Below are 20,020 nucleotides of genomic sequence, written 5' to 3'. Positions count from 1 at the left end.
AACCCTCGCGCCGTGGGTCATCAGCGTTCCCAAGGCCCCTGCGGATGGGGAGCCTGCCTCTCGTAGCGAGCCATCGCATCACGCACGATGTCGCGGCCGATCACCCCATCGTCGGCCAGTGCCTTGAGCGCCGCCAATGCAATCGACACCCGGTCCACTTCGAAGAAGGCTCGCAGAGCCGCCCGGGTATCGCTGCGACCGAACCCGTCGGTGCCGAGCGTCACGTAGCGCTGCGGCACGAACGCGCGTATCAGTTCCGGCACCGCGCGCACATAGTCGCTCGCCGCAATCACCGGCCCGCGTGCGGCGGAAAGCGCCTCGCCGACGTATGCCGGCACCTCACCCTCCTCCGCACTCAGGCGCGCGGCGCGTTCCGCCGCAATGCCGTCACGGTGCAGTTCGGTAAAGCTCGTCACGCTCCACACAGCCGCGTCGATATCCCAGTCGTCCTTGAGGAAGCGCGCCGCCGCCAGCACCTCGCCCAGAATCGCCCCCGCGCCCAGCAACTGGACCTGTGCCGCAGCAGGCGATATGCCGTCGAGCGCATACATGCCCTTCAGCACGCCCTCGCGGATCGCCGCGAGATCGACCTCGGGCGCCGAGGGCAGCGAAGGCTGCGCGTAGTTCTCGTTCGTGACGGTGAGGTAATAAAACACATCGCGTTGCCGCTCGACCATCTCGCGCATGCCTTCGTCGACGATGATCGCCGCCTCGTAGGCAAACGCAGGATCGTACGCGCGGCAGTTAGGCACCGTCGATGCGCTCAGGGGACTCGTGCCGTCCTGGTGCTGGAGCCCTTCGCCGCCGAGCGTGGTGCGGCCCGCCGTCGCCCCGATCAGGAAACCCCGGGCGCGCTGGTCCGCCGCAGCCCAGATCAGATCGCCGATGCGCTGAAAGCCGAACATCGAATAGTAGAGATAGAACGGCAGCATCGTCAGATCGTGGACGCTGTACGAAGTCGCGGCCGCGATCCACGAGGAAATGGCGCCCGCCTCCGAAATGCCCTCTTCGAGAATCTGCCCCGTCGTATCCTCGCGGTAGTACAGCATCGAGGCGCGATCCTCCGGTTCGTACAACTGACCAATCGGCGAATAGATGCCGACCTGCCGAAACAGGTTGGCCATGCCGAAGGTGCGCGCCTCGTCCGCCACGATCGGCACGATGCGCGAACCGAGCGACGCGTCCTTAAGCAGATTGCCGAGCATGCGCACGACCGCCATGGTCGTGGACATCTCCTTGCCCCCGGCCTGCAGCGCGAATTGCCCCCAGGAAGGCAGCGCGGGCACGGTCGGTGCCTGCGATGCCGCTTTCCGCCTTCTGGGCAGATAGCCTCCCAGGGCAGCCCGGCGGGCATGCAGGTATTGCATCTCCGGGCTGTTCTGCGCTGGCTGGTAGAACTTGAGCTGCTCGACGTCCTCGTCGGAGAGCGGCAGCCGGAAGCGGTCGCGGAAGGCCTTGAGCTGCTCCACGTCCAGCTTCTTCTGTTGGTGCGTCGTCATGCGCCCTTGTCCGATCGAGCCCATGCCGAAGCCCTTCATCGTTTTCGCGAGGACGACCGTCGGCTGGCCCGTATGGCGCGTCGCCGCGTCGTAGGCCGCGTGCAGTTTGCGGACATCGTGGCCGCCGCGGCGCAGACGGTCGATGTCGTCGTTCGAGAGCGACGCGGCGAGGGCCGCCAGCTCTGGATTCTGGCCGAAGAAACGCTCGCGGTTGTATGCGCCGTCGTTGGCGGAGAAGGTCTGGAACTGTCCGTCCACGGTGTTCGCGAAGGCACGCAGCAGCGCGCCCGTGCGGTCGCGGGCGAACAGCGCATCCCAGTCCGAACCCCACAGCACCTTGATGACGTTCCAGCCCGCCCCCGCGAACTGGGCTTCGAGTTCGTCGATGATGCGGCCGTTGCTGCGCACCGGCCCGTCGAGCCGCTGCAGGTTGCAGTTGATCACGAACACCAGGTTGTCGAGACCTTCGCGCGCCGCAAGCGACAGCGCGCCGATCGACTCGGGTTCGTCCATCTCGCCGTCGCCGAAGAAGCCCCATACCTTGCGCCCCTGCGTGTCGAGCAGGCCGCGATTGCCGAGGTAACGCATGAAACGCGCCTGATAGATCGCGTTGATGGGGCCGATGCCCATGGAGCCGGTCGGAAACTGCCAGAAGTCCGGCATGAGCCACGGATGCGGATACGAGCACAAGCCCGGGCCGCCGATCTCGCGCCGGTAGTGTTCGAGATGCGTCTCGTCGAGAAAGCCTTCGAGGAAGGCGCGCGCATAGACACCGGGCGAGGAGTGCGGCTGGAAATAAACGAGGTCGCCGCCGTGCTCGTGCTGCGCGCCGCGAAAGAAGTGATTGAAGCCCACTTCGAACAGATCGGCGGCCGAGGCATAGCTGGCAATGTGGCCGCCCAGTTCGCCATAGGCGCGATTCGCGCGCACCACCATGGCGAGTGCGTTCCAGCGCAGCGCGGCGGAGAGTCGCTCTTCGATGTCGAGATCGCCCGGATACGGCGGCTGCCGTTCCACGCCCAGCGTGTTCGCATAGGGCGTCACTCTCGCGCGTGCCGATGCGATCCCGCGCGTGCCCGCATGCGCCGCGAGCCGGTCGAAGAGGTATTGCGCCCGCCCGGTGCCGGCGTGATGCACCACACCGTCGAGGGCGTCGAGCCACTCGGCCGTCTCCTGCGGATCGCTATCTTCGCCGGCCCGCATAGGGCAGAGCATCCATTGAGTACCGCTCGACAAATCCGTCATGACGCGACTCCGGCTGCAGGTGAACTGCGTGTGAACGACAGGATCAGCTTACCTGTGAGCGTTCAGAATTTGCGTCTGTTTTGCGGGTGCTCTAGTTTTCGTATAGTGTATTTATTCCTGAATTTTTCCGATTCGACGAATATTTACACTATGAGCAACGAGAAGGTCGCCGGGCGGCGTCTGGACCGCATCGACATTGCGATCCTGCAGCAACTCCAGCAGAACGCGCGCATCACCAACGCCGAGCTCGCGCGGGCCGTGAATCTCTCGCCCACGCCCTGCTTCAACCGCGTGCGCGCACTGGAAAAGCTCGGGCTGTTTCGCCAGCAGGTAACGCTGCTCGACGCAGACGCGCTGGGACTGCATCTCAACGTGTTCATTCAGGTGAGCCTGGAAAAACAGGTGGAAGACGCGCTGCGCCGATTCGAGCAGGCCGTGGGCGAGCGCCCGGAAGTGATGGAGTGCTATCTGATGACGGGTGATGCGGACTATCTGCTGCGCGTGGTCGTGCCGGACATGCAGAGTCTCGAACGCTTCATCGTGCAGTGGCTGACGAAGATCCCGGGCGTATCGAACATCCGCTCCAGCTTCGCGCTCAAGCAGGTGCGCTACAAGACGGCGCTGCCGCTGCCGGCAGCCGGCCTGACGCTCGCGGAGCGCGATGCGCAGCCCGACGACTGGGTTTAGCCGGCGCGAGGGCGGACAACCGCAATCGGTCCCAGCCTCACGCCGTGTGCAAAAAGCTCGTCGCCGGCCAGGCGCTACTGCTCTACGAAACGAAGCTCAGGATGCCGAACGCTCCGCTCGGCGGCAGGTCCACGCGCGTGCCGGCGTCCCGGCCGCCGTGGCCACGTTGCGCCACCAGCTCTCGCCCCGACGCGGCGACCCCAGGTCCAGCCGCTCGCCCATGCGCGGCGTCGCGAGAGCAATCGCGCGCGCCGTGGCCAGTTCCGTCACGCGCTCGAACGGCTCCTGCCAGCGGTGCATCGCCAGATCGAACGTGCCGTTGTGCACCGGCATGAGCCAGCGTCCGCGCAGATCGACATGCGCCTGCACGGTCTCTTCGGGCTGCATATGCACATAGGGCCAATGCTCGTTGTAGGCGCCCGTTTCGAGCATCGTCACGTCGAACGGGCCGAAGCGCTCGCCAATCTCGCGAAAGCCGTCGAAGTACCCCGTATCGCCGCTGAAGAACAGCCGCAGATCGTCTTCGACGATCACCCATGACGCCCACAGCGTGCTGTTGCCGTCGTAGAGGCTGCGCCCCGAAAAATGCTGCGCAGGCGTGGCCGTAAACGACACGCCGTCGATCTGCGTGCCCTCCCACCAGTCGAACTGGCGCACTTTGGCCGCGTCGATACCCCACTCGATCAGGCGGTCGCCCACGCCGAGCGGCGTCAGGAACACGCCGGTCGTCGCGGCAAGCGCAAGCACCGTGTCGCGGTCCAGATGATCGTAATGGTCGTGCGACAGAATCACGCCGCGCAACGGCGGCAACTCGTGCAGCGCAATGGGCGGCGCATGAAAACGCTTCGGGCCGACGTGGCGAAACGGCGAGGCGCGCTCCGCGAACACGGGATCGGTCAGCCAGTACTGGCCGCGCAATTTGAGAAGCAGGGTCGAATGGCCGAGCCGGTAGAGACTGCGGTCCGGCGCGGCATCGAGCGCTTCGCGCGTGAGGCGCTCCACCGGCAACGCAGCCGAGGGCGTCGTGCCGCGCGGCTTGTTGAAGAGCATGTTCCAGGCGAGGCGCAGATTCTTGCCGGCCGGCTCGACCGGGCGCGGCTTGACGTTACGAAAGCGCATGCCGTCGTGCTGCGGCGAAACGCCGAACCGGGCGCGCGAGCGTTCGGCGGTGACGAGACCCAGAGTGCGGCGCAGATAATCGGTCAGCGATGCCATGGAAGGTATCCGGCAGAATAAGTACACTGCACAGTGTAGTGTATTTTTGAGAAAAGTAAACTCCCCGGTGTAAAATCTCCGTATGGAATCGAGTACCTCTCCCCAACGCCTGACCGACCGCAAGCGCGCCGCCATCGTGGAAGCGGCCATCGAGGAATTTCTCGCGGCCGGCTTCGAGGCGACCAGCATGGACCGCATCGCGGCGCGCGCGTGCGTCTCCAAGCGCACGGTCTACAACCACTTCCCGAGCAAGGAAGCGCTGTTCGAAGCGATCATGCTGCAACTGTGGGACGCGAGCCACGCCACGGACACGTCCCCCTGGCGCGCCGGCGAGCCGCTGCGCCCGCAACTGGTCGAACTCCTGATGCGCAAGCTGCGCCTGCTGAACGACGCGTCGTTTCTCTCGCTGGCGCGTATGGCGATCGCAGCGGCCATGCATGCGCCCGAGCGCGCGAACGACATGGTGACGCGCATGGGAGAGCGCGAAGAGGATTTGACGGTCTGGATCCGCGCCGCGACGGCGGCCGGGCGCCTCAGGATCGACGACCCGCTGTTCGCCTCGCAGCAGTTGCAGGGGCTCGTGAAGGCGTTTGCGTTCTGGCCGCAGGTGGCGATGGGCAAGCCGCCGCTTGGCGAGGACGAGCAGAAGAAGGTGGCGGAAGCCGCCGCCGATATGTTTCTGGCGCGCTATGCGTGAGGTGTCAATCCCGCTGCGAAAGCTGAAACCCATTCCCTTCGGGATCCTCTCCATCGCAGAGCAGATAGGGAAATCCCTCTTGGCGTTTGGACTCGCGCATCGGTAATTCGGATCGTCTTCGGGCAGGCCACACGGCGGCGGCCGTCCCGGCACTCCAGCAAAGACAAATAATCCCGACGCGCCGTCGGGCCACCCTATCCCCGCGCCCGCATCGCACGGGCGACGCATTGCCGCGCGAGCACATCGGTCGGGTCGATCAACGTCACGCGCGCACCACGCCTGCCCACGAACGTCTCCTGCGGCAACAGCAACGGAAGTTCGGTGCAGCCCAGGATCACGGCTTCGACGCCCGCCTCGATCAATCCCTCCAGCGCAGCGGCGATATCGTCCTGGCACGGCCCCGTCGTATGGCCCGCCTTGACGCCCTGCGTCCCGTAGATCGCCGCCATCACGCGCGCCTGCAACGCCGGCTCCGGCACGATCTGGCGCAACCCCTCTCTTTCGAGCGCCCTGGCATACACGCCGCTCCCGAGCGTGCCCGAAGTCGCCAGCACGCCCACCTCGCGCAACGCCGGAAACGTCTCGCGCAGATAACGCGCCGTCACGGTGAGCATGTTGACGATCGGAATCGCGAGGTAGGGCTGGATGCGCTCCACGAACGCATGGGCCGTATTGCACGGAATGGCGATGACGTCCGCGCCGCCCTCCTCCAGCCGCTTGCAGGTGGCGTAGAGCGACACGGTGGGGTCGGCGCCGTCACCGATCAGATTTTCGGTCCGGTCGGGAATCTGCGGATTCTGCTCCACCAGCAGCTTGATGTGATCCTGGTCGCACCGTGCCTCGGTGTTGCGCACGATCTTCTGCAGGAAGTCGACGGTGGCCGCGGGACCCACGCCACCCAGCACGCCCACCCTGAACGCCGGCATCGCGGGCTCGCAGCGGCCCGACAACGCATAGCGCGCATACACCCGTGGCACGTCGATTACCGGCAGGGGCAGCGCATCGGTCCCGTGCATGCCGTCCATGCCCGGAACGATCACCTGCGCCCCTTGTTCGACGAGGCGCGCACAGGCCAGCGCCAGCATCGCGCGACCGGCACCCTCGTCGCAACGCGCATGGATCACCTCGAATTCGGGCGTCACGAAGTACTTCTCGAACAACCGGCTCTCGCGCACCGTATCGGAAACAACGACACCGATACGGCGAACGCCCGGAAAATGCTCTTGTATATGGGCTCGCACGGCCTCCACGACATCCACGATCGGCAAACGCGTATTCGCTCTCAGTTCGTCGATGAACGTGTGGCTCGCGAAACACGGCAACAGCACCGCCGTCACGCCGCGCCGCTCGAAATCGCGGATCGCATCGAAGATCCGGAGTTTGTTCGCAGTCTGCGCGGCCGCTTCGTCTGCGGAAACAGGCAAAGGAAGCGACGCGAAGCGCGCATCGACCTGAGCACACTCCACCCCACCCGACTCCTCCATTAGCAATCCGAACAGTTCCACGGCGCTTGCGAGCGGCTCGATGCCAGCCACCACGCCGAAGCGCTGCCGAACCCCGCCGTACCGGTCGTTCATTGCGCTTCACCCGGAACCTGCGCGAACACCGGCGCGCCCGCCTCTGCCGCCTCCTGCGCCGGTTCGCGCGCTTCCTCCCACCTGGCGATCACGGCTGTCGCCACACTGTTGCCGATCACGTTGGTCATGGTGCGGCCCATGTCGAGAATCTGGTCGATGGCGAGCACCATGGCCACCCCGGCCGCCGGCAGATGAAACATGGGCGCGACGGCGGCCACCACCACCACGGAGCCGCGCGGCACGCTCGCCATGCCCTTGCTGCTCAGCATCAGCACGAGCAGCATGAAGATCTGCTGCGAAACGGGCATGTCCACGCCAAAGGCCTGCGCGATGAAGATGGCGGCGAACGCCTGATACATCATCGAGCCGTCCAGATTGAACGCGTAGCCCAGCGGCAACGTGAAACCCACCACCTTCTTGGGCACGCCGAACTTCTCCAGTTGCTCGGTCAGGCGCGGATACGCCGCTTCGCTGCTCGCCGTGGAAAACGCGATCATCGCGGGCTCGCGCACCGCTTTGAGCAGCGTGAACGTGCGCCGGCCGAGGAACGCATAACCCACGGCGATCAGGATCGCCCACAGCAGCACCAGCCCAAGATAAAACGCACCGATCAGCTTGCCGTACGTGTACAGCACGTCGAGCCCGCGCAACGTGACGGCCGAAGCGATCGCCCCGAACACGCCCAGCGGCGCGGCACGCATGACGTAGTGCGTCACGCGCAGCATCACGGGCACCATGCCGTCGATGGCGGCGATGACCACGGCCACGCGCGGGTCGCGCTTGAGTGCGCCGAGCGCGAGGCCGAAGAACACCGAGAACACCAGGATCTGCAGGATGTCGTTGCGCGCCATCGCATCGAGCAGGCTGGTGGGAAACGCGTGGGTCAGCACGTCCCGGGCGTTGAGCGCGGCCGTGTTCAGGCCCGTCACCGTTTCGCCCGCGCCGGCCACCATGTGCAGCCCCGCGCCGGGTTGCAGAACATTGGCCAGCACCAGCCCGAGCGCGAGCGAAACGAGCGAGGCCCCGACGAACCAGCCCACGGAGCGCAGGCCGATGCGGCCCACGTCCTGGCCGCTGTCCATGCCCGCCAGCCCCGAAACGAGCGTGACGAACACGAGCGGCGCGATGATCATCTTGATGAGCCGCAGGAAGATATCCGTGACGATCGAGAAGTCGCCCGCGATGGCTTTCAGGGTGGCAGGATCGGCGGCGGTGTGGCACGCGTAGCCCGTGGCCACGCCCAGCAGCATGCCGATGCCGATATTCAATGTGAGGCGATTTTTCATGTCCGTCCTTCTGTGGCCCGTTCGGCGGCCTGGAATGAAGCATGGCGGCGCCATGCCCGGGAAGAAGCCGGACGCAACGCCGTGAAGGGCATCGCGCCGAAGTCAGAACGGATGGTAGGGAGGGACAAAAAAACGTTGATGCCGGTGCGGTATGCGCGTATGCGAAACCCGCATAAGCCGGGAAAACCCTGACGCTTAGCCCGCGGCGGCGGTACGGAAGTGTTGCCAGAGGGTATCGAGGAATTCGCTGCGGTTGGAGGCGTCGCGATACACGCGCAGCTCGACGTCGAGATTCCAGCCGCTGGGGCCGGCCGGCACGAGTTCGCCGGCGGCGAGTTCCGCGGCAATTGCGCTCTTCGGCAGCCACGCAATGCCCTCGCCTTCCATCACCAGCTTCTTGAGCACTTCCGCCATGTCCGATTCGTAGTGCAACCGCAGCGCGGGCGTGGCGGGCGCGCGGCCGAGCAGCAGCGAAACGCAGCGGCCGAAGTAGCTCGTCTCCGTGTACGAGATGTGCGGCAGGGGCTGCACCGCGGTGCCCGGCAGCCGGAACAGCGGCGCCGAGCGCGGACTGGGCCGGCTGGCCGGCATGAGCGTATCGATCCCCACGCGCACGTGTTCGTACTTCGCGGGGTCGAGATGCAGCGGCAGTTCCGGGTGGTGATACGCGAACATCAGCTCGCAGTTGCCGTTCACGAGCATCAGGATCGAGTCGTGCACGTTGGTGGGCACGACCCGCGCGCGCACTTCGCCAAAGTCGGCGGCGAGCGCCTTGAGCCAGGCCGGCAGAAAGTTCAGCGCGATCGTATGGCCCGCGGCGATCTGCAGGCTCTTGCCCGCAATGCGCTGCTCGGTGCGGATGATCGCGCGCGTATCGAAGAGCTTGCTCAGGATGTCTTCCGCCACTTCGCGAAAGAGCTGGCCGGCGGGCGTGAGCACGGGCGGGAAGCTGCTGCGGTCGATCAGTTCCGCGCCCACCCATTGCTCGAGCGACTGGATCCGCCGGCTAAAGCCCGACTGCGTGACGTTGCGAAACTCCGCCGCGCGGGAAAAACTCTGGTACTGGGCGAGAGCGACGAAGTCCTCGATCCACTTGATTTCCATACGCCTTCGGTGCTCGTGCTTGCGGGAGCGCACATTGTACGCTCGCGCCCCGCGCTCACGGCGGCGGGGGAACGCCGCCCAGTTGCACCTCCTTCACGGCAGCCGCCTCGATCACGCGATGCGCATCGTGATACGCGTTGCCGGTCAGCGTCTGATAGTCCTTCAGGCATTGCAGGCCTTCGGCGAAGGCGCCGCCGCCAATGCATGCGCGCAGCGCGGCGGCTTGCGAGAGCGCCGGATAGCGCGCCTCGGCTTCGTCGAGAAAACCGCGCATGGCGTCGTGCAGATCGTCGTACGTTTGCGCCTGGTTGATGCCGTTGATTCGGTCGTCGGGTGTCATGATTCCACTCCGCGTCGTATCGAAGGAATCAGCATAGCGCAACGTCGGCAAGCGCGTGCCGGCGCCGGGTTGTTGCGGCGCAGTGAATCGCCGCTGCATTTATTTCGTAATCCCTGGCAATTCGTGCACAGGCAGGCCAGCACACGGCGATGCCCTGCCCGTTATTCGGAGGATCTCCGGACGCGTGCCGGGTCGGCGTGCAGTCCCGCGCATATTCGGCGCCGAACCGGTCGCGAGCGGCACCGATGTCGGACGAGTCGTTGTCGATGGCCGGTCGATACCCCACCGACTCCAGCTCCGCCCTCGCGCGCGCGACATCGGTCTGGGCAAGCGGGCCATCGTGAAGAGAGGCGGCGAGGCACGCCGCCTTCGCAGAAAGGCATCGACAGCATTTCTTTGGCGGGTTATAAGGCCATCAGGTCATTTGACCCTGTGCACACAACCCGCCACGGGATGCGTCATTCCCGGGAGCCCTCTCGATGCTTGCCCATCTCGCCCAGATCTTCAACGACTCGAATTCGCACGTACGCAGCAAACTGTTCGGCATTTACGGGGTGCTCGGCGCACTCAACATCCTTGCCTGGGTCTGGGCACTCGTCGCTTTCCACGACTATCCGGTGCTGCTCGGCACGGCCCTCCTCGCCTATGGCTTCGGCCTGCGCCACGCGGTGGATGCCGACCATATCGCCGCCATCGACAACGTCACGCGCAAGCTCATGCAGGAGAAGAAGCGGCCCGTTGCAGTCGGCTTCTTCTTTTCGCTCGGCCATTCGACGGTGGTCGTGCTGGCCTCGGTGGGCGTCGCGCTCGCCACCACGGCCATTCAAGGCCGCTTCGACAGCTTCAAGGAAGTGGGCGGCGTGATCGGCACGGCGGTGTCCGCGTTTTTCCTGTTCGCGCTCGCGCTCATGAACCTGCTGATCCTGCGCGGCATCTACGCGGCGTGGCGCCGGGTGCGCAGCGGCGGCGGCTATGTGGACGACGACTTCGACCTGCTGCTCGCCAACCGCGGCTTCCTTGCGCGCCTGTTCCGCCCGCTCTTTCGCCTCGTGACGCGCAGCTGGCACCTGTACCCCATCGGCTTCCTGTTCGGCCTCGGCTTCGATACGGCGACGGAAATCGGCCTGCTCGGCATTGCCGCCACGCAGGCCGCGAAGGGCCTTTCGCCGTGGGCGATCATGGTGTTCCCGGTGCTCTTCAGCGCGGGCATGTCGCTCGTCGATACGCTCGACGGCCACCTGATGCTCGGCGCCTACGGCTGGGCCTACGAAAAGCCGCTGCGCAAGATCTACTACAACATGACCATCACGCTGGTTTCGATCGTGGTGGCCGTCGTGATCGGCGGGATCGAAGCACTCGGGCTCCTCGCCGACCAGTTCAGCCTCAAGGGTCCCGTATGGGACACCATCGGGGCGCTCAACGACAACTTCGGCGTGCTCGGCTACATCATCATCGGCATCTTCGCGCTGAGCTGGATTGCCTCTGCCGTGATCTACCGGGTGAAGGGTTTCGACGAAACCGGCGCTTCGCCGCAACCCTGATGGAACAAGGGTTAAAGCAACCCTGTTTATTGATGTGTTAGTGCGTTCGAACCGGCGCGGGCCAACCCCAGCAGCACCTGGCTGCCGTTGTTGCGCGCCGCGTCCTCTTTCGAAAACGTCTGCTCGCTATACGCAATCAGCTTGAATCCGCCCCCCGCGGCGCGAGGAACGGTAATACCCCAATGCCAGCCGCCGTCCTGCTCGAATACGTGCAGGATCGGATCGACACTGACCGCCAAAGCCCGTAACGTCGTCATGGCGCATCCTCCCGTCATGGCACGACCGCGCCCGCACTGACGCGAACGCACCAATCCAGTCTAGTCGGATTTCGCTGCATTGCAATATGGCTGCCGTTGTAAAAATGTCGAATGGGCATTCGCCGTAATTTTGAAAAACCCTGGTATCCGAACAAGATGTGCGACGATAAAAGCACGGCAATAGTGAAATGAATGCCGGGATTGACGGGGGTTCTATGAGCAATCATTCGCTCATCTGGGCGGCAGTGCCGCACAACAGTGACGGTGTCGTGTTTCAGGCACGTATTCTCCACGGATTTCAACGCTTCCATGTGTCACGCCGCGTATTGGAGGAAGTGTTCGGAATCGAGCGCAAAGCGTCGGACGCGCGGCAACTGGAAGTGTTCTACGCGGTCTTCGCAGAGATTCTGAGCCAGGCGCGTGACAAACGTTCGATAGCCGGGTCGGACACCGTTGCGCTCGTCCCCGCCGACTTTCTCACGCGTGACAGGACGGCCCGCGCCGCGCACGCCGACGCGGGAGTACGCCGGCTGCAGTAGGCTTCGTCCGTTCATTCTCAAAGACGCCCGGCGGCGAGCGGCAAGGCGCCGCCTGCGGGCCTTACCGCCCATCCCACCCGGTTCGCCCGTTTCAGGACGCCTTGCGCCACTCCGGCGTCCACGCGCTCTCGGTGAGCGTGGAAACGAACCGTGCGGTTTCCGGATCGCGCGGCCGCATGAACACGTCCTCCGCGCTGCCCGCCTCCACCACCTGACCGCCGCGCAGAAACACCACGTGATGCGCGACCGAAGCGGCAAGGCGCAGATCGTGCGTCGCCATCAGCATCGTCATGCCTTCTTCCGCGAGCTTGCGCAGCGTCTCCACGACTTCACCGGCCAGGCCCGGATCGAGCGCCGATGTGGGCTCGTCGCACAGCAGCACCTCCGGCGAAGGCGCCAGTGCACGCGCAATGGCCACACGCTGCTGCTGGCCGCCCGACAAGGTGGCGGGCCACGCATCGGCCTTGTGTGCGATGCCCACCTTCTCCAGCAGCGAGAGTGCACGCGTGCGGGCACGTGCCACGTCCCACTTCTGCACCGTCACGAGCCCTTCCATCACATTCTGGACCGCTGTGAGATGCGGAAAGAGCTGGAAATTCTGGAACACCATGCCGCTATGGCGGCGGATCGAAAACACGTCCTGGGTCGAGAGCTTTTGTCTCGGCGAGAACGCAAGCCGCGCATCGCCCACGCTCAGCGCGCCGGCGTCCGGTATTTCGAGCAGGTTCACGCAGCGCAGCAGCGTGCTCTTGCCGCTGCCCGATGGGCCGATCACGGCCGTTACGCTGCCGCGCGCGAGCGACAGATTCACGTCCGCCAGCACGCGATGGCCTTGAAAGTGCTTCTCGATGTGTTCGAGCTGGATCATGCGCGGGCCGCCTCGAAACGTGCGTGCCGGCCGAAGCGCTCCTCGAGACGCACCTGCGCGGCCGATAGCACCGAACTGAACAAGAGGTAAATCAATGCGGCTTCAGTATAGAGAATCAGCGGCTCGTAGGTCACGGCGGCAATGCGCTGCGCCGCCTGGAAAATCTCGGGCACGGTGAGCACAGCGGCCAGCGACGTGTCCTTCACGAGCGAAATGAACGAATTCGACAGGGCCGGCAGCGCTACGCGCACGGCCTGCGGCAGGATCACGCGGCGCAGCGCCTGCGCGCGCGTCATGTTGATCGAGTATGCGGCCTCCCATTGCCCCTTGGGAATCGATTCGATCACGCCGCGCACGACTTCGGCGTTATACGCGCCCACGTTGAGCGAAAAGCCGATGATGGCCGCCGTCAACGGATCGAGCACGATACCGACGTTCGGTAGTCCGTAGAAAATCACGAAGAGCTGCACGAGCAGCGGCGAGCCGCGAAAGAGCCAGATATAGAAGCGGATCGCGCGGACCGCCGCCGGCGGCCCGAACAGGCGCAGCAACGCGGCGAAGAACGCGATCGTCACGCCTATCGCAAACGAAGCCAGCGTGAGCGGCACCGTGAACACGAGCCCCGCGTACAGCAGGGGCCAAAGCGATTGCGCCATCAGATGCAGCCACGCCGGCATGTTCAGATCTCGCCCGGGTTATTGCGAAATGTCTTTACCGAAGTACTTCTGCGAGATCTTCGCGTAAGTACCGTCGGCCTTGATATCGGCAAGCGCCTTGTTGATCGCGGCCTGCAGGTCGGGGTTGCCCTTGCGGATCAGCACGCCCGACTGGTCGTCGTCGCTCGACGTATCGGTCGCGGCGATCTTGAGCTTCGCGTCCGGCTTGTGCTTCCTGAAGTCGAGGTACGAGAGTTCGTCGTTGACGGTGGCGTCCACGCGGCCCGAGGTCAACAGGTCGATCGACTCGTTGAACCCCTGCACCGGCACGACGTCGGCACCGTGCGCGGCGGCGAGCTTGCCGAAGTTGCTCGTGAGCGTATTGGCCGACTTCTTGCCCTTGAGGTCGTCGAACGACTTGATGGTGGTGTTGTCCGAGCGGACGATCAGCACCGCGTGCGTCGAGATGTACGGCGTGGAAAAGTCGTATTTCACTTTGCGCGCGTCGGTGATCGACACTTCGTTGATCACCGCGTCGTAACGGTTCACGTCGAGGCCCGCGATCAGGCCGTCCCACTTGCCCTCGACGAATTCCGGCTTTACGCCGAGATGCTGGGCGATGGCCGTTGCGATGTCCACGTCGAAGCCCGTGAGCTTGCCCGATTCGTCGTGGTACGTGAACGGCGCGTAGGTGCCTTCGGTGCCCACGCGGAACACGCCGGCAGACTTGATCTGCGCGAGTTCGTCGGCGGCGAAGGCACTCGTGGTGGCCGCGACCTGGAGCAGCGCGATGAGCAACATGGAACGAATGGATTTCATGGTCGGGTCCCCTATTCGGTTGAGTAGTCCAGCCGGCGGTCCGCAGGGAGCCTGCCCGGAGTTCACGCATTCTACTGACGCGCGTTTTACGGCCAACCATCGAGTTCCGGTATCGATATGAGCGGCGGGAATTTGCATGCGGTGGTGCGGCTGGGCAGCCAGAAATTCCGTTTAAATGACGAAAAAGACATTTCAGCAGATGCCCCTTCATGGTGTCCGTTTCACTTTCAAAGCGCCTTCATCCCACATCACCATGCTCACGTGGAATATTTATCTGCATTTAATATTTAAATTGCGCATGGCTCGGTGCTAGTCTTTTTCGAGTCCATGGCGCCGCTGGGCGGCGCCCTCTTCGTTTTTGTCGGCGGCCTTCGCCGCCCTCCAGGGAGCCAGCATGAGCGTAGAATTCATCGGCATGATCCAGCAGCGCAAGGTTTCGGAAATCCATTCGCCGCAAGGCCCCGCAATCGACGTCGATTACGTGCGCAGCTTCGCGCAGGCCCATGAACGCGCGGGCTTCGACCGCATTCTCGTGCCGCACAGCTCGGTCAGCCCGGACGCCACGCTCACGATCGCCTACGCGGCCAGCGTGACCTCGCGCGTGCATTTCATGCTGGCCCATCGCCCCGGTTTCGTCGCGCCCACGCTGGCCGCCCGCCAGATCGCCACGCTCGATCACTTCTCGGGCGGGCGCCTCGCCGTGCACTTCATCTCGGGCGGCAGCGATACCGACCAGCGCCGCGACGGCGACTTCCTGAGCCACGACGAGCGCTACGCGCGCACCGACGAATATCTGACGATCCTCAAGCGCATCTGGACCGAGAGCCAGCCATTCGATCACGATGGCCGCTTCTACCGATTCGAGCAGGGCCATTCCGAGGTCAAACCGCGTCAACAGCCGCACGTGCCGATCTACTTCGGCGGGGCCTCCGAGGCCGCGCTCGCGGTGGCGGGCAAGCATGCGGACGTGTACGCGCTGTGGGGCGAATCGAAGCAGCAGGTGGCGGACCTGATTGGCCGGGTGCGAGCCGAGGCCGCCAAACATGGCCGCAACGTCCGCTTTTCGGTGTCGTTCCGCCCGATCCTCGCCGATACCGAAAAGGCCGCCTGGGAGCGTGCCGGGCACATCCTCGAAGAAACGCGCCGGTTGCGCGCCGAACAGGGGATCGACAAGGGCGGCCCACTGCAAAGCGAAGGCGCGCGGCGCCTGCTTGCCGCCGCCGGTGACGGCGTGCGCGCCGACGAGCGCCTCTGGACCGCCGTGGCGAAAGAGATCGGCGGACGCTCGAACTCGACGGCACTGGTCGGCACGCCCGAGCAGGTCGCGCATACCCTTTCGGAGTACTACGCGCTTGGCGTCACGACCTTCCTCGTCCGCGGCTTCGATCCGTTCGAAGACGCCGTGGATTATGGGCGCGTGCTGATTCCCGCCACGCGCGAACTGACCTCCCGCGTGCCTGCCGCCGCTTGAGGCCTGCGCTTGAGGCCTGCTTAACGCCCTCTTCTCCTACGCCACGGCTACCCACAGCATGAGTTCCGCCCTCCTCTCCAGCGCGCCTGCCGACTTCAGGCACGCGCCCATCCGCAAGTTCTGGTTCGACGACGAAGCAGCGCCCGCACGCACCGTTGCCGAAGAACGCCTGCACCGCCAGGCGCGCCTCGCCGGCGCGTTCCGGCTATTTGCGCGCTACGGCTTCGACCAGGGCCTGGCCGGTCACATCACCGCGCGCGACCCCGAATGGCACGACCACTTCTGGGTCAACCCGCTCGGCCTGCACTTCGGCCAGATCCGCGTGTCGGACCTGCTGCTCGTGAACCGCCACGGTGAAATTGTCGTGGGCGAAGGCCCCGTCAACCAGGCGGCCTTTGCGATCCACGCCGCGATCCACGAAGCGCGGCCCGACGTCGTGGCCGCTGCCCACACGCATTCGCTCTACGGCAAGGCCTGGTCCACGCTGGGCCGCACGCTCGATCCGCTTACACAGGATTCCTGTGCGTTCTACGAGGATCACGCGCTCTTCGACGACTTTCGCGGCGTGGTGCTCGATACCGACGAGGGGGCACGCATTGCCGGCGCGCTCGGCACGCGCCGTGCCGTGATCCTGAAGAACCACGGCATACTCACGGCGGGCCCGACCGTGGAGGCCGCGGCGTGGTGGTACATCGCGCTCGACAATGCCTGCCATGCCCAACTGCTGGCCGAAGCGGCGGGCGAGCCGCAGCGCATTCCTCACGACATCGCCGCACTCACGCACCAGCAGGTCGGGCGCCCTGCCGGCGCACGCCACGCGTTCGAAAGCCTCTATGCAGGCCTCGTCGCGCGCGAACCGGAGTTGCTCGACTGATGGGCCTGCACAAACTCCGCCGCTTCGTCGGCACGATTGCGGAACTCGTGGATGAGGCATCGCCCGAAGGCGAGCTGATCGAACACGGCCTCGCCGCCCTGCGCGAACTGGTGCGCGAAGACGACTGGCTGCCCGACGCGTTCGCCGCGCCTTCCTCCGAGCGCTATCAGCAATACCTGCTGCACGCGGATGCGCGCCAGCGCTTCTCGGTGGTGAGCTTCGTGTGGGGGCCGGGGCAGCAAACGCCGGTTCACGACCATACCGTCTGGGGCCTCATCGGCGTGCTGCGCGGCGCCGAATACGCACAACCCTATGCCCGCGACGCAAGCGGCGCGCTCCAGGCGCACGGCCCCGAGCTCCTGCTGGAGCGCGGCGCGGTGGAGGCTGTCTCGCCCAGCATCGGCGACATCCATCGCGTACGCAATGCATACGACGACCGCGCTTCGATCAGCATCCACGTGTATGGCGCCAACATCGGAGCGGTGCGCCGCTCGACCTGGCAGGCCGACGGGCGTACGAAGCCGTTCATCTCCGGCTACTCGAACGAAGTCCTCCCCAACCTCTGGGATCTCAGCAAGGAATCCGCCGTCTCATGAAGTCATTTCCCACGCGCACGGTTGCGGAAGTCCGCGAGGCCCTGCTCGCCGGCCGCGAAATCGCGCTGCTCGACGTGCGCGAAGAAGATCCGCACGCACAGAGCCATCCGCTCTTCGCCGCGAATCTGCCGCTCGCGAAACTCGAACTCGAAGCCGGGACCAGGCTGCCGCGACGCAGCGTGCCGATCGTGCTGCTCGACAACGGCGAAGGCTTCGCGCTGCGCGCCGCGGAAAAGCTCGACGCGCTCGGCTATACCCACGTCGCGTTGCTCGAAGACGGTCTCGCGGGCTGGATCCGCGCGGGCGGCGAAATCTTTCGCGATGTGAACGTGCCGAGCAAGGCCTTCGGCGAGTTGGTGGAATCGCAGCGTCACACGCCTTCGCTTTCCGCCGAGGCCGTGAACGCCTTGCTCGCGAGCGGCGAGCCGGTAGTCGTGCTCGATGCGCGCCGCTTCGACGAATACCAGACCATGAACATTCCGGGCAGCATCAGCGTGCCGGGCGCGGAGCTCGTGCTGCGCGCGCGTACGTTGGCGCCCGATCCCGCGACACGCGTGATCGTGAACTGCGCGGGCCGCACGCGCAGCATCATCGGCACGCAGTCGCTCGTCAACGCCGGCCTGCCGAATCCCGTGGCTGCGCTGCGCAACGGCACGATAGGGTGGACGCTCGCGGGCCAGACGCTCGAGCACGGCAGCGCGCGCCAGTTCGACCCGCAGGCGGGCCGAGACGCCACCACGCTCGCGCCATCGCGCGAGGCAGCCCGCACGCTTGCCGACCGGGCGGGCGTGGGCCGCACTACGCTGCACGAGGCCGCACGCTGGGCCAGCGATTCGACGCGCACCACTTATCGCTTCGATGTGCGCACGCCGGCCGAATACGAAGAGGCTCATGCACCGGGTTTTCAGGGTGCGCCCGGCGGCCAACTTGTTCAGGAAACCGAAATGTTAGCACCGGTGCGCGGTGCGCGCGTGGTGCTCTTCGACGACGACGGCGTGCGCGCGAACATGACCGCGTCATGGCTCGCGCAAATGAACGTGGACGTGTATGTGGTGGACGAGGCACGCGCCGAAGACCTGAGCGAACACGGTCCGTGGCAGGCGCCGAAACCGCCCGCTCCATCCGTCGCTTCAATCACACCCGAAGCGCTCGCTGCACGTCTCGGGCAAACGGACCACGGCACCGTAATCCTCGACTTCACGTCGAGCGCCAATCACGTGAAAGCGCACATCCCGGGCGCGTGGTGGACCCTGCGCTCGCATCTCGCGTCCGGCTTTAACGACCTGCGCGCCTTGCCCGACGCGAAACGCTACGTGGCCGTCTGCATGACCAACGCGCTCGCGCCGTTTGCCGCACCCGAGATTGCCGCACTCACCGGCAAGCCGGTCGAAGTCCTGGAAGGCGGCACGGCGGCATGGATCCGCGCCGGACTGCCCGTCGAAAGCGGCGACGCCCGACTCGCCTCGCCGCGCATCGACCGCTACCGGCGCCCCTACGAAGGCACCGACAACGCGCGCGAAGCCATGAACGCGTACCTGGAATGGGAATATGGGCTCGTCGAGCAGTTGGGGCGCGACGGCACACACGGCTTCTTCGTGATCTGAACGCGAGATGGGCGTTGAGTCAGGCACGGGGCGCTCGCGAGCGCCCCGCTCCATGCCGGGTCAGGCGGCCCGCGCGATCCTTGCCGCCTTGAAGCTGCGCGCAATGCTTTGCGCCAGCACCGCCAGCGCCGACTCCATCTTGCCGATCGCGCGGGAGCGCACGATCCACACGGCAATCTCCGGCTTGAAGTCGCTCACCTGCACGATATCGAGCGAGTCTGCATACGCGCTCGCCACTACGAGCGGCAACGGCACGAGACCGAGGCCCACGCCATCGGCCACGAGACCCAGCTGCAATTCGGTGCCGAGCGTTTCGAGGTTCAGCTTGAGCACGTGCCCTTGGGCCGCGAGCGCGTGCTGCAAGCCCGCACGAAAACCGCAACCGTCCGGATTGAGCACCCAGCCGTGCGACTGGCATTCGGCGAGCGTATGCGCGCGCCGCTTGAGCAAGCCTTTCTGCGCCACCACGGCCAGCCTCAGCGAGCCGAGCAACTCGCCCGCGAGCGTTTCGGGCAACGCGCGGTTGGCCGGCAGCATCACCATGGCGGCATCGAGCTCACCGTCCTCCACCCTCTGCAGAAGCGGCGCCCCCCAACCTGTCGAAACGCGCGCCTGCAGTTCGGGATGCGCATGACGCAGCGCCTGCAGGGCATCGAGCATGGCGATGTCCGCCACGGTTTGCGCTACGCCGAGGCGCAAGACACCCGCCAGCGGCGCGCCGTCGTTCACCAGTTGCCGCAGCACCTCGATCTCTCGCACGATCGCACGGCACTGGTCGTACACCACGCGGCCCATCGGCGTCGTGCGCAGCGGCTTGGTATTGCGGTCGAGCAGCTCCACGCCCAGCGCCTCTTCGAAGTTCTGGATACGGCGCGTCACGGCCGGCTGGGTCAGGTCGAGCCGGTCCGCCGCCTGGCTGAGCGACTCGCTGCGCACGACGGCGACAAAGGCTTCGATCTCGTCGAGTTTCATAAGGGAATGGGTTCGGGCTTGCAAACTGCCCGCAACGGCAGCCTGATTTCGGTTTGCATTAATGCCGCAGCACAGGGCGGCGGCGCGAATTCTCCCTAGATTAGCGCCTGAGCGGCCCAGGACTCAAGTCCCCGTGCATTTGCGCTACGCATATTTGTATAGAAGAACAATGC

At 65.4% G+C, this 20,020-nt stretch carries 19 protein-coding genes; 8 read left to right on the top strand and 11 right to left on the bottom strand.

Translation table 11 applies throughout. The features are described from left to right. Window positions 1–20: 20 nt before the first annotated feature. Window positions 21–2,744 (bottom strand): alpha-ketoglutarate dehydrogenase, encoded by a 2,724-nt coding sequence (mdeB, locus tag U5760_RS27430; RefSeq protein ID WP_322015447.1) that lies wholly within the window; start codon window positions 2,742–2,744, stop codon window positions 21–23. Between the two features lie 150 nt (window positions 2,745–2,894). On the opposite strand from mdeB, the gene U5760_RS27425 reads away from it, so the two are divergent. Continuing rightward, window positions 2,895–3,431: an Lrp/AsnC family transcriptional regulator gene (locus U5760_RS27425; RefSeq protein WP_322015446.1), complete on the top strand. Its 537-nt coding sequence runs from the start codon at window positions 2,895–2,897 to the stop codon at window positions 3,429–3,431. A gap of 96 nt (window positions 3,432–3,527) precedes the next feature. On the opposite strand, the gene U5760_RS27420 is transcribed toward U5760_RS27425, so the two are convergent. Continuing rightward, complete coding sequence (locus U5760_RS27420) at window positions 3,528–4,646, bottom strand: MBL fold metallo-hydrolase (RefSeq protein ID WP_322015445.1); 1,119 nt, start codon at window positions 4,644–4,646, stop codon at window positions 3,528–3,530. An 82-nt stretch (window positions 4,647–4,728) separates the two neighbouring features. Here U5760_RS27420 and U5760_RS27415 point away from each other — a divergent pair, with 82 nt between their 5' ends. Beyond that, window positions 4,729–5,343 (top strand): TetR/AcrR family transcriptional regulator, encoded by a 615-nt coding sequence (locus tag U5760_RS27415; RefSeq protein WP_322015444.1) that lies wholly within the window; start codon window positions 4,729–4,731, stop codon window positions 5,341–5,343. A 194-nt stretch (window positions 5,344–5,537) separates the two neighbouring features. Here the strand turns inward: U5760_RS27415 and U5760_RS27410 are convergent, their stop codons facing one another. From U5760_RS27410 to U5760_RS27395, 4 genes are all read right to left on the bottom strand, one after another. Continuing rightward, the gene (locus U5760_RS27410) at window positions 5,538–6,920 is read right to left on the bottom strand and encodes an amino acid racemase (protein WP_322015443.1); all 1,383 of its coding nucleotides are present in this window, start codon (window positions 6,918–6,920) and stop codon (window positions 5,538–5,540) included. Then, window positions 6,917–8,206 (bottom strand): dicarboxylate/amino acid:cation symporter, encoded by a 1,290-nt coding sequence (locus U5760_RS27405; RefSeq protein WP_322015442.1) that lies wholly within the window; start codon window positions 8,204–8,206, stop codon window positions 6,917–6,919. The genes U5760_RS27410 and U5760_RS27405 overlap by 4 nt, the downstream gene beginning before the upstream one ends. 195 nt (window positions 8,207–8,401) lie before the next feature. Continuing rightward, window positions 8,402–9,310: a LysR substrate-binding domain-containing protein gene (locus tag U5760_RS27400; protein ID WP_322015441.1), complete on the bottom strand. Its 909-nt coding sequence runs from the start codon at window positions 9,308–9,310 to the stop codon at window positions 8,402–8,404. Between the two features lie 55 nt (window positions 9,311–9,365). Continuing rightward, window positions 9,366–9,650 (bottom strand): hypothetical protein, encoded by a 285-nt coding sequence (locus U5760_RS27395; protein WP_322015440.1) that lies wholly within the window; start codon window positions 9,648–9,650, stop codon window positions 9,366–9,368. Between the two features lie 479 nt (window positions 9,651–10,129). Here U5760_RS27395 and U5760_RS27390 point away from each other — a divergent pair, with 479 nt between their 5' ends. Beyond that, window positions 10,130–11,191: a HoxN/HupN/NixA family nickel/cobalt transporter gene (locus U5760_RS27390; protein WP_322015439.1), complete on the top strand. Its 1,062-nt coding sequence runs from the start codon at window positions 10,130–10,132 to the stop codon at window positions 11,189–11,191. A gap of 26 nt (window positions 11,192–11,217) precedes the next feature. Here U5760_RS27390 and U5760_RS27385 read toward each other — a convergent pair whose 3' ends face one another. Further along, entirely contained in the window at window positions 11,218–11,448 is a 231-nt protein-coding gene (locus tag U5760_RS27385) for a hypothetical protein (RefSeq protein WP_322015438.1), read from the bottom strand. 215 nt (window positions 11,449–11,663) lie between these two features. On the opposite strand from U5760_RS27385, the gene U5760_RS27380 reads away from it, so the two are divergent. After that, complete coding sequence (locus tag U5760_RS27380) at window positions 11,664–11,987, top strand: hypothetical protein (protein ID WP_322015437.1); 324 nt, start codon at window positions 11,664–11,666, stop codon at window positions 11,985–11,987. A gap of 91 nt (window positions 11,988–12,078) precedes the next feature. Here U5760_RS27380 and U5760_RS27375 read toward each other — a convergent pair whose 3' ends face one another. The 3 genes from U5760_RS27375 to U5760_RS27365 are packed head-to-tail and all read right to left on the bottom strand — an operon-like array spanning window position 12,079 to window position 14,330. Next, on the bottom strand, window positions 12,079–12,855 hold the full coding sequence (locus U5760_RS27375; RefSeq protein WP_322015436.1) for an amino acid ABC transporter ATP-binding protein: 777 nt from the start codon (window positions 12,853–12,855) through the stop codon (window positions 12,079–12,081). Then, window positions 12,852–13,532 carry an amino acid ABC transporter permease gene (locus U5760_RS27370; RefSeq protein ID WP_322015435.1) on the bottom strand — a complete coding sequence of 227 codons (681 nt, stop codon included), beginning with the start codon at window positions 13,530–13,532 and terminating at the stop codon, window positions 12,852–12,854. The genes U5760_RS27375 and U5760_RS27370 overlap by 4 nt, the downstream gene beginning before the upstream one ends. Before the next feature lie 18 nt (window positions 13,533–13,550). Beyond that, entirely contained in the window at window positions 13,551–14,330 is a 780-nt protein-coding gene (locus U5760_RS27365; protein WP_322015434.1) for an amino acid ABC transporter substrate-binding protein, read from the bottom strand. A 394-nt stretch (window positions 14,331–14,724) separates the two neighbouring features. Between U5760_RS27365 and U5760_RS27360 the strand changes: the two genes are divergently transcribed. From U5760_RS27360 to U5760_RS27345, 4 genes are read left to right on the top strand one after another with little or no spacing between them, the layout of a single operon-like run. After that, complete coding sequence (locus tag U5760_RS27360) at window positions 14,725–15,801, top strand: LLM class flavin-dependent oxidoreductase (RefSeq protein ID WP_322015433.1); 1,077 nt, start codon at window positions 14,725–14,727, stop codon at window positions 15,799–15,801. A 58-nt stretch (window positions 15,802–15,859) separates the two neighbouring features. Beyond that, on the top strand, window positions 15,860–16,675 hold the full coding sequence (locus U5760_RS27355) for a class II aldolase/adducin family protein (RefSeq protein ID WP_322015432.1): 816 nt from the start codon (window positions 15,860–15,862) through the stop codon (window positions 16,673–16,675). After that, window positions 16,675–17,271: a cysteine dioxygenase gene (locus tag U5760_RS27350; protein ID WP_322015431.1), complete on the top strand. Its 597-nt coding sequence runs from the start codon at window positions 16,675–16,677 to the stop codon at window positions 17,269–17,271. Before U5760_RS27355 ends, U5760_RS27350 begins: the two co-directional genes overlap by 1 nt. Then, window positions 17,268–18,875 (top strand): rhodanese homology domain-containing protein, encoded by a 1,608-nt coding sequence (locus U5760_RS27345; protein ID WP_322015430.1) that lies wholly within the window; start codon window positions 17,268–17,270, stop codon window positions 18,873–18,875. The genes U5760_RS27350 and U5760_RS27345 overlap by 4 nt, the downstream gene beginning before the upstream one ends. A 60-nt stretch (window positions 18,876–18,935) precedes the next feature. Here the strand turns inward: U5760_RS27345 and U5760_RS27340 are convergent, their stop codons facing one another. Then, window positions 18,936–19,847 carry a LysR family transcriptional regulator gene (locus U5760_RS27340; protein ID WP_322015429.1) on the bottom strand — a complete coding sequence of 304 codons (912 nt, stop codon included), beginning with the start codon at window positions 19,845–19,847 and terminating at the stop codon, window positions 18,936–18,938. Between the last annotated feature and the right edge of the window lie 173 nt (window positions 19,848–20,020).

Origin of the sequence: Paraburkholderia sp. J12 (assembly GCF_905220215.1) — a bacterium.
Classification (GTDB): Bacteria; Pseudomonadota; Gammaproteobacteria; order Burkholderiales; family Burkholderiaceae; genus Paraburkholderia.
This window is presented reverse-complemented; position numbering and strand designations above follow the sequence as displayed.

Coding starts and splice junctions, on each gene's coding strand:
- U5760_RS27410 (WP_322015443.1), bottom strand. CDS start 6,920: ATGAACGACCGGTACGGCGGGGTTCGGCAGCGCTTCGGCGTGGTGGCT.
- U5760_RS27340 (WP_322015429.1), bottom strand. CDS start 19,847: ATGAAACTCGACGAGATCGAAGCCTTTGTCGCCGTCGTGCGCAGCGAG.
- U5760_RS27415 (WP_322015444.1), top strand. CDS start 4,729: ATGGAATCGAGTACCTCTCCCCAACGCCTGACCGACCGCAAGCGCGCC.
- U5760_RS27345 (WP_322015430.1), top strand. CDS start 17,268: ATGAAGTCATTTCCCACGCGCACGGTTGCGGAAGTCCGCGAGGCCCTG.
- U5760_RS27390 (WP_322015439.1), top strand. CDS start 10,130: ATGCTTGCCCATCTCGCCCAGATCTTCAACGACTCGAATTCGCACGTA.
- U5760_RS27370 (WP_322015435.1), bottom strand. CDS start 13,532: ATGCCGGCGTGGCTGCATCTGATGGCGCAATCGCTTTGGCCCCTGCTG.
- U5760_RS27360 (WP_322015433.1), top strand. CDS start 14,725: ATGAGCGTAGAATTCATCGGCATGATCCAGCAGCGCAAGGTTTCGGAA.
- U5760_RS27385 (WP_322015438.1), bottom strand. CDS start 11,448: ATGACGACGTTACGGGCTTTGGCGGTCAGTGTCGATCCGATCCTGCAC.
- U5760_RS27365 (WP_322015434.1), bottom strand. CDS start 14,330: ATGAAATCCATTCGTTCCATGTTGCTCATCGCGCTGCTCCAGGTCGCG.
- U5760_RS27395 (WP_322015440.1), bottom strand. CDS start 9,650: ATGACACCCGACGACCGAATCAACGGCATCAACCAGGCGCAAACGTAC.
- U5760_RS27375 (WP_322015436.1), bottom strand. CDS start 12,855: ATGATCCAGCTCGAACACATCGAGAAGCACTTTCAAGGCCATCGCGTG.
- U5760_RS27355 (WP_322015432.1), top strand. CDS start 15,860: ATGAGTTCCGCCCTCCTCTCCAGCGCGCCTGCCGACTTCAGGCACGCG.
- U5760_RS27420 (WP_322015445.1), bottom strand. CDS start 4,646: ATGGCATCGCTGACCGATTATCTGCGCCGCACTCTGGGTCTCGTCACC.
- mdeB (WP_322015447.1), bottom strand. CDS start 2,744: ATGACGGATTTGTCGAGCGGTACTCAATGGATGCTCTGCCCTATGCGG.
- U5760_RS27380 (WP_322015437.1), top strand. CDS start 11,664: ATGAGCAATCATTCGCTCATCTGGGCGGCAGTGCCGCACAACAGTGAC.
- U5760_RS27350 (WP_322015431.1), top strand. CDS start 16,675: ATGGGCCTGCACAAACTCCGCCGCTTCGTCGGCACGATTGCGGAACTC.
- U5760_RS27425 (WP_322015446.1), top strand. CDS start 2,895: ATGAGCAACGAGAAGGTCGCCGGGCGGCGTCTGGACCGCATCGACATT.
- U5760_RS27400 (WP_322015441.1), bottom strand. CDS start 9,310: ATGGAAATCAAGTGGATCGAGGACTTCGTCGCTCTCGCCCAGTACCAG.
- U5760_RS27405 (WP_322015442.1), bottom strand. CDS start 8,206: ATGAAAAATCGCCTCACATTGAATATCGGCATCGGCATGCTGCTGGGC.